At 46.4% G+C, this 11848-nt stretch carries 17 protein-coding genes; 4 read left to right on the top strand and 13 right to left on the bottom strand.

Features of this window, described 5'->3' with window-relative positions; all coding sequences use genetic code 11:
• Positions 1 to 10 precede the first annotated feature (10 nt).
• Positions 11 to 1147: a PilN family protein gene (locus XZ46_RS26030; RefSeq protein ID WP_008056157.1), complete on the top strand. Its 1137-nt coding sequence runs from the start codon at positions 11 to 13 to the stop codon at positions 1145 to 1147.
• Between the two features lie 78 nt (positions 1148 to 1225).
• Here the strand turns inward: XZ46_RS26030 and XZ46_RS26025 are convergent, their stop codons facing one another.
• From XZ46_RS26025 to XZ46_RS25980, 10 genes are all read right to left on the bottom strand, one after another.
• Entirely contained in the window at positions 1226 to 1879 is a 654-nt protein-coding gene (locus XZ46_RS26025; RefSeq protein WP_008056158.1) for a Uma2 family endonuclease, read from the bottom strand.
• A gap of 8 nt (positions 1880 to 1887) precedes the next feature.
• Positions 1888 to 2121 carry a DUF433 domain-containing protein gene (locus XZ46_RS26020; RefSeq protein ID WP_006622668.1) on the bottom strand — a complete coding sequence of 78 codons (234 nt, stop codon included), beginning with the start codon at positions 2119 to 2121 and terminating at the stop codon, positions 1888 to 1890.
• 294 nt (positions 2122 to 2415) lie between these two features.
• Positions 2416 to 2640, bottom strand: a complete 225-nt coding sequence (locus XZ46_RS26015) for a type II toxin-antitoxin system VapC family toxin (protein WP_223064862.1) — start codon at positions 2638 to 2640, stop codon at positions 2416 to 2418.
• A gap of 113 nt (positions 2641 to 2753) precedes the next feature.
• A complete protein-coding gene (locus XZ46_RS26010; protein WP_006622670.1) occupies positions 2754 to 3131 on the bottom strand; it encodes a HEPN domain-containing protein in 378 nt (125 codons plus the stop codon).
• Between the two features lie 403 nt (positions 3132 to 3534).
• Positions 3535 to 3858: a nucleotidyltransferase domain-containing protein gene (locus XZ46_RS26005; protein ID WP_006622671.1), complete on the bottom strand. Its 324-nt coding sequence runs from the start codon at positions 3856 to 3858 to the stop codon at positions 3535 to 3537.
• A 26-nt stretch (positions 3859 to 3884) separates the two neighbouring features.
• Complete coding sequence (locus tag XZ46_RS26000) at positions 3885 to 4088, bottom strand: hypothetical protein (RefSeq protein WP_006622672.1); 204 nt, start codon at positions 4086 to 4088, stop codon at positions 3885 to 3887.
• A 177-nt stretch (positions 4089 to 4265) separates the two neighbouring features.
• On the bottom strand, positions 4266 to 4655 hold the full coding sequence (locus XZ46_RS25995) for a type II toxin-antitoxin system VapC family toxin (RefSeq protein ID WP_006622673.1): 390 nt from the start codon (positions 4653 to 4655) through the stop codon (positions 4266 to 4268).
• Positions 4652 to 4882 (bottom strand): type II toxin-antitoxin system Phd/YefM family antitoxin, encoded by a 231-nt coding sequence (locus tag XZ46_RS25990; RefSeq protein ID WP_006622674.1) that lies wholly within the window; start codon positions 4880 to 4882, stop codon positions 4652 to 4654. The genes XZ46_RS25995 and XZ46_RS25990 overlap by 4 nt, the downstream gene beginning before the upstream one ends.
• Before the next feature lie 95 nt (positions 4883 to 4977).
• Positions 4978 to 6012, bottom strand: coding sequence for a CHAT domain-containing protein (locus tag XZ46_RS25985; RefSeq protein ID WP_048895308.1), 1035 nt, complete (start codon positions 6010 to 6012; stop codon positions 4978 to 4980).
• A gap of 55 nt (positions 6013 to 6067) precedes the next feature.
• On the bottom strand, positions 6068 to 8362 hold the full coding sequence (locus XZ46_RS25980) for a tetratricopeptide repeat protein (RefSeq protein ID WP_008055977.1): 2295 nt from the start codon (positions 8360 to 8362) through the stop codon (positions 6068 to 6070).
• A gap of 183 nt (positions 8363 to 8545) precedes the next feature.
• Between XZ46_RS25980 and XZ46_RS25975 the strand changes: the two genes are divergently transcribed.
• From XZ46_RS25975 to XZ46_RS25965, 3 genes are all read left to right on the top strand, one after another.
• The gene (locus tag XZ46_RS25975) at positions 8546 to 8797 is read left to right on the top strand and encodes a ribbon-helix-helix domain-containing protein (RefSeq protein WP_006622678.1); all 252 of its coding nucleotides are present in this window, start codon (positions 8546 to 8548) and stop codon (positions 8795 to 8797) included.
• A gap of 70 nt (positions 8798 to 8867) precedes the next feature.
• Positions 8868 to 9107 (top strand): hypothetical protein, encoded by a 240-nt coding sequence (locus tag XZ46_RS25970; RefSeq protein ID WP_008055979.1) that lies wholly within the window; start codon positions 8868 to 8870, stop codon positions 9105 to 9107.
• A 5-nt stretch (positions 9108 to 9112) separates the two neighbouring features.
• A complete protein-coding gene (locus tag XZ46_RS25965) occupies positions 9113 to 9607 on the top strand; it encodes a PIN domain-containing protein (RefSeq protein ID WP_008055981.1) in 495 nt (164 codons plus the stop codon).
• 465 nt (positions 9608 to 10072) lie between these two features.
• Here the strand turns inward: XZ46_RS25965 and XZ46_RS25960 are convergent, their stop codons facing one another.
• From XZ46_RS25960 to XZ46_RS25950, 3 genes are all read right to left on the bottom strand, one after another.
• Complete coding sequence (locus XZ46_RS25960; RefSeq protein ID WP_006622682.1) at positions 10073 to 10303, bottom strand: DUF4926 domain-containing protein; 231 nt, start codon at positions 10301 to 10303, stop codon at positions 10073 to 10075.
• Between the two features lie 13 nt (positions 10304 to 10316).
• Positions 10317 to 10652: a DUF6883 domain-containing protein gene (locus XZ46_RS25955; RefSeq protein WP_006622683.1), complete on the bottom strand. Its 336-nt coding sequence runs from the start codon at positions 10650 to 10652 to the stop codon at positions 10317 to 10319.
• 170 nt (positions 10653 to 10822) lie between these two features.
• Positions 10823 to 11401, bottom strand: coding sequence for a hypothetical protein (locus tag XZ46_RS25950; RefSeq protein ID WP_048895307.1), 579 nt, complete (start codon positions 11399 to 11401; stop codon positions 10823 to 10825).
• Positions 11402 to 11848: the final 447 nt, after the last annotated feature.

Below are 11848 nucleotides of genomic sequence, written 5' to 3'. Positions count from 1 at the left end.
AGGATTAAACATGGATACTTATGTACAAAGCCGTGGGATTTCTAAAGACTACTGCTGGTTAGATCAAAATCAAAGGAAAATTTCCGATCTGCCGGAGAATTTTAAGCGAATGCTAAAAATGGTGGATGGGGATTATTTTTCCCTGGTGATTTATCGTGCCAATGGTCAGTTATCTTTGTTGGTTACGGCGTTGAAATCGCAAAATCGCATCGATAACCAAACTCGAAAAATTTGTAATTCGGTTGTGTGGGCGGGCTGGGTTGGTCAAGATTCTGATGAAGCCATATTGCGATCGCTTGCGATTCAAGCATTAAATGGGGAGTTAGCGGCGAAAGTCGATCCAGCCGTTGTTTCGGAAAATAATGCTCAAGGATTTACGGTAAACTTCGACCTCTTAAAACCTAAGAATATGGGCGTTGTGTCCGTGCAAAATAACCCGGCTGATTCGGAGAAAATCGGCAACTTATCCGCCCTAAAAGATGAGCTAATTGGCGACCTGAAAAAATATGCTTTGCCGAAACATGACGGGATGTTAGTTGTAGTTGGCTCAACGGTCTCGAAATCCAGCCTTGAAGAAGAGCGAGTTTGGCGAGGTTTGTCGGATCAAATTTCTGATGATAGCTGGATAGACTTGGCTGGGGAGGATGATAAAAGTGACAACTTTCGCCGTCAATCTTCTTCTTCTAATCGTGATACTAATATATCTTCAAAGCCCGAAAAATCGAAATCTGGAACTGCTTCTACGCCTTCTTCGGGTTTACCGAAATCTTTTTCGGCCTCTCGAAGAAGTGATCAAAGAACTCCAGAAGATTCTCCCCTGAAAAAATGGATGCCGATTATTATCGCTTTTGTAATCGGTTCATTAATTGGGATAGTTGGACATTACCTATACCACACTAATATCCCCAATAGGCAAAGATCTCAAATTGAACAAAATCAAAAAATAATTGATGGTCAGCAAGAAACGATTGACCAAAATAAAGGAAAAATTGATCAACAGAACGACACGATCGCCCAAAACGCAGAAACCATCAAAAATGAAGACAAACTCATCAAAGAAATGCTAGATTATCTAAATGAATTTACCCAAAAAGGTTCACCCTTAATCAAGCGTGTTGAGGAGTTGGTCGATAAAATTCAAAAATAAATAACCGCCAGACATTTAAGGGCGATCGCAGTAACTTTCGTTGCTCAGTTTAGGGTTGCTATATTCTCATGTTAAATGTCAATTTCCAGGGGACTGAAACTGCGCCATTAACCAGGCTCCAACTTGTGACTGGTCTTGATTGCGGCTCCGTTGCAGGGCTTGGTCTAGGGTGGCTATCTCTAGTCCTGGAAACATCACAGAGATATCAATTCGCTGACTCCCGCGATCGCTCATTTGATAAGCCAATACTTCCCCAGTTTCGACGTTCACAATCCAATATTCAGCAATCCCGACATCTTCATACAGCACTCGCTTAACGGTGCGATCGTCAAGCAGGGATGATTTTGCCACCTCCACCACCAAATCTGGCACGGGATACTCTTCCAGATTCACAATATCCGTGCCGCTAGGGATGGCGGTTGCTTTGTTGCCAACATAATACGCTAAATCGGGCTGAAATTCGGCATAGCCAGTTTTGCGGAAGGAACAGTTGTCTAAAATCGTGAACGGAATGCCTTTCAAAATGCCATAGAGATTAACAGCCAGGGAAATCACACTATGATTTGTGCTGTGGTCAAAGCCTACGGAGACTTGCATTTCTAATCTCATTCGCCCATTGCTGTAATAGCCTTTAGATTTAGCATGGGCGGGGTCATCCAAAGCACTCAGGTACTCATTCCAGGTAGCCGGAACCCAGGTATCACTAGCGATTAGATTAGAGAGGGGATTCATGCTCATCTTTAAATGCTTAACAGATTCAAACGGGGGTGGTTTAGTTTACGAGCCGCATAGATTAGACAAGCCTTGAGATCATCAGCTTCCAGATCGGGCATTTCTTCAAGGATTTCTCCCTGACTTAAACCGGAGGCAAACAAGTCCAGGACATCGGATACTCGGATTCTCATTCCTCGGATACAGGGGCGACCGCCACATTGTCTAGGATTAACGGTAATTCTGGAAAGTAGTTCGCTCATACTTGATGGTTCCCTTGTGATTCGGTTCGATTCACGGTGTCGTTAATTTTAGTTTACTATAGCAATCCTAAATGATTTGTAACATTTTTAGCTCCCCTCTCCCGTTCTGGGAGAGGGGTTGGGGGTGAGGGTCTTCCACAACTGATTTAGGACTGCTATAGAAATTCCTGGAGTTCTGACTTACTGTCTTTACGAAGTCCCATCTAATCCGGTTAAATAGCCCAAACCCATTGTTCCAGAAACCCGGTTTTGGGTCAGGATGCGCGAATAAGTGGGAGATGACCTAATCTGGCATTAATCACCTGTCCAATCTTCAATTTTTAATGCCGGAACTTTCCTGAAATCTTGGAGGTTTCGGGTTAACAAAACCCTATCACGGGACAGGGCGATCGCCGCCATTCTCAGATCCATTGTAGAGACTCGAATTTTTTGCTGTCGTAGCTCCTGGAAAACAGCGATCGCCTGAACATCAAAGGGTAAAATGGGAGCCGAGGTAAAGCATTGGAGAATCTCTGACAATAGAGTATATCCCCGCCGGATATCAGTATCGGTCTGAGCACGGTTAATAAAATCATGAGCGCCAACAACCTGCTCATGAAAGCTCACAATTGAAAAAGCAAAGTTGTCTAAGGTTACAAGTTTTCGGTCGCGAAACTGATAAATTGCTGACAGTGATCCAACAAAATTTCAACCTCAACATCCGTGATTTTCAAGTCATCATCAACGCTATAATCAGCAGTTGCTCGTTTATTTTGGGCATTAATCAAAAACCGATGAAATTCCAGAGGAACAATCCATTTTTTAGCGATATCTCGCCCAAAAGCTGCAATAACTGCTCCATGACTTGAGAACGTCAAATCTTGCTCCCAAAGAAAAGCTTCAGCAATGTAAAACATCCCATAGTAAGCTCGTGAGGCAGCAAAATCATAAAACCCCTGTTCGTTTAAAACCTGAGCCGCTTGATAACTTTCTTGAGCTTTGGCGATTAATTTTTGAGACTTGGGTTTCATATAGCTTGTTTAACTGAAAGGTAACCGGGGAGATTGTTCTCGTCTTTGGATTGAGCTGGTGCGTCAGTCTTCATCGCATACATTTTCCTTGACCTTTTAGACGCATATAGCGGTTCCCGGGCTGATGAGGTACTTTTCAAAGCCCCTCTCCCCCTGAGCTAAGTCGAAGGGCTGGGAGAGGGGTTTGGGGTGAGGGTCTGTACCTTATGGACATGAGAAAAGCTATATAGCGGTTCCCGGACTGATGAGGTACTTTTCAAAGCCCCTCTCCCCCTGAGCTAAGCCTGTCCTGAGCGAAGCCGAAGGGTCGAAGGGCTGGGAGAGGGGTTTGGGGTGAGGGTCTGTACCTTATGGACATGAGAAAAGCTATACCACACTCTTTATAAGTCTACCTGGATGCAGTTTATACAAAAATCCCCTCTTTTTTGACATTATAAATAAAAGGAGAATCCTGAGTTTTGAACCTTTCTGAAGTAATAAACTGCCACGATATCACCACATCATAATCTAAGCAAATTTGGGTGATAAACTCCGTTGTTTTATCAATTTCCTGAAAAGGATGTTCCAAAACCTTCAAAATAATCAAAAAGTCAATATCCGAATACTCTTGGGCATCTCCTCGCGCTTGAGACCCATATAAAATAATCGCTTCTATCTGGTCTTGATAATAATTCATCAGACCTTCTTTAACTCGCTGGATAACTAATGGTAGGTGGGGATTTTGCATAGAACTTGGCTGTTTTTTACTTCATTCTAGCTCTTTTGGCGAAAAGTGCGCCCATGTTCAAGGGCTTCCAGAAATGCGGTTTCGTCAGAAATAGAACCCACAACTTGAGTCAGCCAATTCTCAGGAGGAGACTGACTCTCGACTTTTTGTTTGAGTTGGGAAACCGTTTGCTCTAGGGTAAGCAAACGCTGTTCTAGGGTCACTTCGTCTAATATAATTTTCTCAACCAAGCTAACTCTTTTTTAGTTTAGAGGATGGGAACCCCAACTGTCTCCGGTCAACCATCAGTTTCTCTGGTAGGGACTCCCTAACGGGGGTCGCCAATCAACACCAACGGCGACCAGAAAAACGGATGACGGTGAGACTGACTTAATTTAGCCTCACGCAATATCACTCTAGACTATTGCTTAACTAACGGTTTGGATCGCTGAATTGCTGATAATATTAGCATCAACTGTAGCCAGTGTTAACCCATAGTACATAGCGGTGGCTACAATAAATCTGTCGGCTGGGTCTTGATGGGGTAGGGAAATCTGGCGACTTAAAATAGCAATGGCATAATTCATCTCAGCTTCACGAGTTTTCAGTGTTTTCAAAGCTAAGTTAACCCATGTAATCGGGTCAGGATGTAAAGATATCCGTTTTTTTTCTGCTAAAATCAATGTTTCCCAAATGCTAATTGGACTCAGCCAAAGTTCAGTATTAGGAGCGACAATTGTAGTTTGAAGTTGGCTTGATAAGCGTTGGTCTCCCAGTAAATACCACAGCCAAATGTGGGTATCTAGCAGCAGTTTCATTGCAGTACATCCCAGGGTTGAGGCTCTGGAGTAATTATATCTCCTAAAATTTCACCGCTTCCCTTCATGACCCCAAAAGCCGGGCGTTCATCTGAGGGAGTGGCGGGATAGATAATCACTAACGGTTTGCCTTCATGGATGACCGTAATCGGGGTTTTAGTCCGTTCGACTTCTAAAAAGAGATTCTGGAGAATTTGAGGCAGTTCATGGGTCGTAATTTCTGTCATCAATTACCTCCTGGAGGGTGAAAAAATCTGGTAAATGCCGCACCGCTTAATTTTAGTTTACTAGAAATTCCCCGAGTCCTAACCCAGCGTCTGGACTACCGGGGGTCGCCAATCAACACCAACGGCGACCAGAAAAACGGATGACGGTGAGACTGACTTAACTTCGCCTGACGCAATGCCTCCACCTTACTCAACCCCTCCTCCATAATCAGGCGATAAAACTCCGTTGTCACCGCCGCCGTTGTCGCATCATCCGCATTCCACAACGTGGCCATCAACGCCCTCGCCCCGGCACGTTCCCAAATATAAGCCATTCCGATAATCGCATCTCCATCCAGATTGGTCTGTAATGCGGTCTGACAGGCGCTCAATGCCACCAATTGGGTATCCTGTAACCCTAGTAATGCCGCGTCGGCTAGGGGATATTCTCCATCGGCAAATAACAGGGTGTTGGCGTTCATGTGGGTTTCTCGTAGTTGCTCATCCTCACAAATATCTTGCCCCAAAAAACAACAACCCAATTGCTGAAAACAGCCGTGGGTGGCGATATGCAGATAGCGATGACGGGAGGATTGACGTTTGAACACTTCCAACGTCGCCTGGTGGTGGCGGTAAATCTCACTCTCTGGGGCGAGGCGGAGGAGGGCATCGACTTCGGCTTCGGTTCCCGGTAGATTAAACAAGGGGTCTTGGGGTTGGGGATTGGCAAAGCCGAGGACTCCGTAACCCCCAGAGAAGCGGGGAAGGAAGGTGGTGCTAACTAGGGCGAGGGTGAGCAAGGTTCCCCCCAGTTTCCAATGGTGTTTGACTGTGGCTCCCATGCCGATGATTCCTAGGAGGAGGGAAAGCGTCCACAGGGGAAAGTTGAGAAACGGGGAGGGGGAAGGACTGGCGAGGAGGGAACGACTGGAGAGACGAGTGAGATAATGGATGGGGTACTGTTGCAGCAGGAATTGGTCGTTTTCCGAGTCCCGGAGGGTTTCAAAGGGGAATTGGCGCAGGGACCCGGTGGCGATGATGGCGAGTTGTTGGGGGTTGAGGGCCTCAATCTCGGCGGCAACCGGGCGGATTAGGTGGTCGTAGAGGGTGGCGGAAAGGGGACGATAGCGGGAATCGCCGCTTTGGAGCATTTGGCGATATTCTGTGACCCACTGGTTGAACTCATTGGCATCGATGGGGACTTTTTTAACGCTGAGACTGTCGCGGCTGAGGAGAAAGAGGGCGATCGTGTTGGGAACGTTTTGGATATTTGTGAGGAGAACGGGTTGTAAGACAACGGTTCCCGGGGGGGAGGATGGTTTGCAGTTGGCTGAGGTCTTCGGGTTGAATTTCAAAGAGTTCCGCAACTTCGGGGTAGGTATTGGCGAGGGTTTCGGCTTGTTGATTGACTTGGGCTTCTAGGTCGCGCATTTGGTCTACTAGGTCGGTGCTGAAGTTGTCTCGCAGTTGTTGCCGCAGGGCTTGGACTTGTTGGGATTGCTCGTTCCAGTCATCAAGGGCAGCTTGGGCTTCCGGGTTAGCCACTCTCACACCGATGAGACGGTTATAGTCGGCCAGTTCGTAGGTGGTGACGCGGTTGGCCCATTCAAAGGCGCGTTGGGGCTGGTTTTGGTCGATGAGGATGTCAACGAGGGCGACGGTGGGGCCGCGATTGGTTTGAAGGAAAGTTTCGCGGAATTCTTTTTGCAGTTCACTACGGAGGGAGAGGAGGATGTTGAGGGAGTCTTCCCAGTAGGTGATGGCTTTGTCGGGTTGGTTAGTGTCTCGGTAGACTAAGCCCATGTTACTGAGAGTTCTAGCTTCTCCGGAGCGATCGCCCACCTCTTGCCGAATCGGCAAAGCCTGATTGAAGTATTTGAAAGCTTGAGTCCGGTTGCCCAAGGAATAGTACACCAAGCCAATGTTATTGAGAGTGCTGGCTTCCCCGGAGCGAGATCCCACTTCTCCCATAATAGGTAAAGCCTGATTGTAATAGTTCAGGGCTTCAGTACGGTTGCCCAAGTCATTGTAAACTGCACCAATGTTATGGATAGTGGCGGCTTCCCCTGCGCGATCGCCCACTGCTTGCGTAATTGGCAAAGCCTGATTGTAGTAGTTTAGAGCTTCAGTATGGTTGCCCAAGGCATCGTACACTGTTCCAATGTTATTGAGAGTAGCGGCTTCTCCAGGGCGATCGCCCACTTGTCGAGCAATTTCCAAAGCCTGATTGTAGTAGTCCAGAGCTTTACTACGGTTGCCCAAGGCATCGTACACCAAACCAATGCCAGTAAGAGTGCTGGATTCTCCAGGGTGATCGCCCACTTGTCGAGCAATTTCCAAAGCCTGATTGTAGTAGTCCAAGGCTTTAGTCTGGTTGCCCAAGCCATCGTACACTCCACCAATGTTATTGAGAGTGGTGGCTTCTCCAGGGCGATCGCCCACTTCTCGCCGAATCAGCAAAGCCTGATTGTAGTAGTTCAGGGCTTGAGTCCGGTCGCCCAAGGCATTGTACACCAAGCCCATGTTATTGAGAGTATTGGCTTCCCCAGAGCGATCGCCCACTTCTCGCATAATGGGCAAAGCCTGATTGAAGTAATTCAGGGCTTCAGCCCGGTTGCCCAAGGCATTGTACACCAAGCCCATGTTATTGAGAGTATTGGCTTCCCCAGAGCGATCGCCCACTTCTCGCCGAATCAGCAAAGCCTGATTGAAGTAGTTCAGGGCTTGAGTCCGGTTGCCCAAGGAATAGTACACCAAGGCAATGTTATTGAGAGTGGCGGCTTCCCCTGAGCGATCGCCCTCTTCTCGCATAATTGGAAAAGCCTGACTGTAGTAGTTCAGGGCTTCAGTTCGATTGCCCAAGGCATTGTACACCAAACCAATGTTATTGAGAGTGGCGGCTTCCCCTGAGCGATCGCCCTCTTCTCGCATAATTGGAAAAGCCTGACTGTAGTAGTTCAGGGCTTCAGTTCGATTGCCCAAGGCATTGTACACCAAACCAATGTTATTGAGAGTGCTGGCTTCCCCAGAGCGATCGCCCACTTCTCGCCTAATTGGCAAAGCTTGATTGTAGTAGTTCAGGGCTTCAGTCCGCTTGCCCAAGGCATGGTACACTGTGCCAATGCTATTGAGAGTGGTGGCTTCTCCTGATCTGTCATTGGTCTCTCGAAAAATAATCAGCGCTTGTTTATATGACCCTAGAGCCTTTTGTCTTTGTCCAATCAGGTTATAATTTCGACCAATCCCTAAAAAGGCTACAGCTTCCAACTGCCGATTTTGCAATTGTCGAGCAACCTCTAAAACACGCTCCAATATCTCAATCGCCTCCACAGGTCGCCCCTGTTCTGTGTGTTGAACGGCCTGGTCTAAGAGTTTCATAACCTCCCGTTCCGACATTCTCTCCTGCGCCAAAACCGTCTGTGCCTCCACCCAAGGCGACAGAGAACCCATGCCCAACAGCAGCGAAACCGTCAACAGCGAACTCACCCAGCGTCCAGTCATGGCTTAACTCTCCCCGTGACTCCATCTCTTCTATTATTACCCGAAGGCGCAGAAATTGAGTCTCCCCAAGGGCGACAGAGCCCCCTAAGCCCGCGCCAGGGCCGAGCCATGATATCAGCCTCATCGCCGCCCAGTTTCTCCACCACTATAATCAAAGTAATCTATAACGCTCCTACTGGTGTCATGAACCTATCACTCACCCCAGAAATCGAACAACGGATTGCGGCTCAACTCAACCAAGGACATTACCAATCCGCCCATGAGGTCATCTTAGCCGCCCTAGAACTCCTGGACCAACGCCAGCAATATCTGACTGAACTGCGTCAGGAAATCGCGATTGATGCCACTCAAATTGAACAGGGACAAGTGATAGATGGAGAACAGGTTTTTGAGCGCATCCTCAACCGTTTACATAATTTTTTCTCGACCCGATAGCATCGATATTGCTCAGACTTTCAATGGGTATCGGGATTTAAAATCACTCAAAATAAAACCCAGAAAAATCATGAAAAACACAACCCAATTCCAAGAAATTGCTGCGGAAGTGCAACTGTTTAATGATATCGAACAAAAGGAAAAGTTTGTTTTTGTCGTGGGTGCTTTAGTTTCTCGATTAATTAGCCTTCAGAAAGGAGCAGAAATCATGGAGATGGAACCGGAAATGCTTTTAAAGATTTTGGAAATGATGGGCATCGAGTTTTCTTATCTTACTCCTGAAGATATTAAAGCGGAAAAAACTTGGTAAGACTGATGAAAATTGTTTTTAATTGTTCTCCGTTAATTTTCCTGTACCGATTAGACTTCCTAGAAATTTTCATCAATGACAACCATCAGTTTTATATCCCCCCAAGTGTGCAATTAGAAATCAATGCCAAACCGGATCAAGCATCAGGATGCATTAATAGACTAATTTCAAATCAGCAATTAGTCGTTCGAGAAATTAAATTACTATCTTTGGCAAATCGTTTAAATGAGCGGCTGGGTCGAGGTGAATCAGAGGCAATCTCGTTGGCAATAGACTTGCAAACAGATTATATAATCCTTGATGATTTTGCGGCTAGAAAGGAAGCAAAAAGATTAGGTTTAAATGTTAAAGGAACTTTGGCAGTGGTTCGTAAATTACACCTAGAAGGTCGGATTAATATTTCTGATTTTGATGTTTTGTACCAAAAAATCACAGAAATCAATTTTCGAGTCAAGCGAGAAATTTTTGATGAAATTTTTGATGATGATATTAGGAATTAAACGAGTCAATCCCTATTTTATCCGGAATCCGGTATTGATATATCTGTTAAAAACCGCACCCTAAAGGGTGGGGCTACACGGACAAAGCCCGCCTGCGCGGGCTAAAGAGTAAAACGAGTCAATCCCTAGTTTATCCGGAATCTGGTATTGATATATCTGTTAAAAACCGCACCCTAAAGGGTGGGGCTATACGGACAAAGCCCGCCTGCGCGGGCTAAAGAGTAAAACGATTTTTGAACTCCGGATTGGGTATTAATTTTCCAGATATGCTGCACCAAAAGTTCTGGGATGAAATTTATTTATATGAAATAACTCAATGTTGGCTACAGTCTTCTGGTGAATTGTTGGGTTGCGCGCTTTTCTGCACCCAACCTACAGATAGCACTTACCTAGAGCTTGGTCAGTTGGAGCGAATCGCGGGTTTTCCACGAAAAAAACCCGTTTCTAGTTTTCTCAGGCCCCCATTCATGATGATGCTAGAACCCGCGCTTGAGCAATTTCTCTGTCTCCAATTCCCCGCACTTGAGAACTCAAGAGAGAAACAATGGCAATGGTTTCTCCTGCGATGGTCATAAATTCTACTTCATAGCCCAAACCTTCTTGATGGACTAACACAACGGTGCCCATATCGCCGGATTTTAAATCATATTCCGGTAAGTCGGCGGTTAAAACAACTCGGTCTAATTCACTAATCATGGTTTACTAAATTTTAAGTGAGTGGATAGGCGCTAACCAGTCTAGGGATATCATCTCCAGTAGAAATAAACCAAATAGAACGCACTTCTGGGTTTCTGCCATCTGGCGTGATTACTCTACCTTCAACAACATACCTTGTCCCAAAAGGGGATGATTCTATTTTAGCTAATTCATGGTCAGCCACATGATTTAGCAAGGCATTTGCCATAATTTCCCACGACTCAATGTTAAATCCAAATTTGATAAAAAACTTGGCTTTACTTTTGCCGTCAGGATGAGTCAGGGACAGTAAATATTCGGTAATTTTTTTCTGGGTAACAATCGCTTGTTCATAATTCGGTAGTTTCAAGAAATTTATCCCTTTTTTTCAATAAATCAAATCGAGCATCTCATCTTGGGCATTGATGTCGCTCTCTCGATTCATTCTTTGTCTTATCATAGGTCAGAGGACGGGGAAGCTGATTTGCTCCGGTTGGGTTTTGCCCTTGGCTTCACCGAACCCACCCCAACTCGGATGACTTACTCCTCCCGGTCACGACGTACTTTACTCACGACAATTTCCATCTCATCCTCTGACAGGGGGATAAGCTGATCCAACAGAAAATCAAAATCGTTCTGGTTTTCCAGTTTCCCCTGTAACTCATCATTCTCCCAAGCCTGCTGACCCCGAATCATCATTTTTTCCTCCTCGGAGGATAAGGCATTGAGGGGAACTTGCCAGGTTTCTGTTCCCAGAGTGTCCTCCCCGCGAATGTTGGGCCGCCCTCTGACAACTAACCCCTGATTTGTCAGGCGATCGCGCTCTATTTTCGCAACTTCCGTCAGGGGCAATCCTTGGGAGCGTCCCGCCAATTGCAGTTGGCGAGTTTCTGGGTTAAATCCCAGTAATTCATGGTTGCCACTCCCCCCGGCTTTTAACTCAATTTTGATATTCACCGGGAGCATCACTTGAATAATTGGCGGTGAGGGTAATGGATTGAGTTGCCCAGTAGGGGTAACTTCAGCCGTTTGGGAAGGAGGGCTAATGGCACATCCCCCTATTCCCAGGGAGGAAACCATTAAAACCAGTGACAAGATATGGCAAGTTGGATGTTTCATAACAGATTAGACTGGTGTAGAACTCGATGGGGGGACCCTCACCCTAAATCCCTCTCCCATTTTGGGAGATGGACTTTGAATCCAAAGCCCCCTCTTGCTCCCTCTCCCATTTTGGGAGATGGACTTTGAATCCAAAGCCCCCTCTTGCTCCCTCTCCCATTTTGGGAGATGGACTTTGAATCCAAAGCCCCCTCTTGCTCCCTCTCCCATTTTGGGAGATGGACTTTGAATCCAAAGCCCCCTCTTGCTCCCTCTCCCATTTTGGGAGATGGACTTTGAATCCAAAGCCCCCTCTTGCTCCCTCTCCCATTTTGGGAGATGGACTTTGAATCCAAAGCCCCCTCTTGCTCCCTCTCCCATTTTGGGAGATGGACTTTGAATCCAAAGCCCCCTCTTGCTCCCTCTCCCATTTTGGGAGAGGGCTGGGGTGAGGGCGGATGAGGGCCG

This window comes from Limnospira indica PCC 8005, assembly GCF_000973065.1.
Lineage (GTDB): Bacteria > Cyanobacteriota > Cyanobacteriia > Cyanobacteriales > Microcoleaceae > Limnospira > Limnospira fusiformis.
Note: the sequence above shows the minus strand (reverse complement) of the source record. Positions and strands in the feature narration are given on the sequence as shown.

Excerpts from the sequence above, each read along its gene's own strand:
- XZ46_RS26030 (WP_008056157.1), top strand. The coding sequence starts at position 11 with ATGGATACTTATGTACAAAGCCGTGGGATTTCTAAAGACTACTGCTGG.
- XZ46_RS26025 (WP_008056158.1), bottom strand. The coding sequence starts at position 1,879 with ATGAATCCCCTCTCTAATCTAATCGCTAGTGATACCTGGGTTCCGGCT.
- XZ46_RS26020 (WP_006622668.1), bottom strand. The coding sequence starts at position 2,121 with ATGAGCGAACTACTTTCCAGAATTACCGTTAATCCTAGACAATGTGGC.
- XZ46_RS26010 (WP_006622670.1), bottom strand. The coding sequence starts at position 3,131 with ATGAAACCCAAGTCTCAAAAATTAATCGCCAAAGCTCAAGAAAGTTAT.
- XZ46_RS26005 (WP_006622671.1), bottom strand. The coding sequence starts at position 3,858 with ATGCAAAATCCCCACCTACCATTAGTTATCCAGCGAGTTAAAGAAGGT.
- XZ46_RS25995 (WP_006622673.1), bottom strand. The coding sequence starts at position 4,655 with ATGAAACTGCTGCTAGATACCCACATTTGGCTGTGGTATTTACTGGGA.
- XZ46_RS25990 (WP_006622674.1), bottom strand. The coding sequence starts at position 4,882 with ATGACAGAAATTACGACCCATGAACTGCCTCAAATTCTCCAGAATCTC.
- XZ46_RS25985 (WP_048895308.1), bottom strand. The coding sequence starts at position 6,012 with ATGCTCCAAAGCGGCGATTCCCGCTATCGTCCCCTTTCCGCCACCCTC.
- XZ46_RS25980 (WP_008055977.1), bottom strand. The coding sequence starts at position 8,362 with ATGACTGGACGCTGGGTGAGTTCGCTGTTGACGGTTTCGCTGCTGTTG.
- XZ46_RS25975 (WP_006622678.1), top strand. The coding sequence starts at position 8,546 with ATGAACCTATCACTCACCCCAGAAATCGAACAACGGATTGCGGCTCAA.
- XZ46_RS25970 (WP_008055979.1), top strand. The coding sequence starts at position 8,868 with ATGAAAAACACAACCCAATTCCAAGAAATTGCTGCGGAAGTGCAACTG.
- XZ46_RS25965 (WP_008055981.1), top strand. The coding sequence starts at position 9,113 with ATGAAAATTGTTTTTAATTGTTCTCCGTTAATTTTCCTGTACCGATTA.
- XZ46_RS25960 (WP_006622682.1), bottom strand. The coding sequence starts at position 10,303 with ATGATTAGTGAATTAGACCGAGTTGTTTTAACCGCCGACTTACCGGAA.
- XZ46_RS25950 (WP_048895307.1), bottom strand. The coding sequence starts at position 11,401 with ATGAAACATCCAACTTGCCATATCTTGTCACTGGTTTTAATGGTTTCC.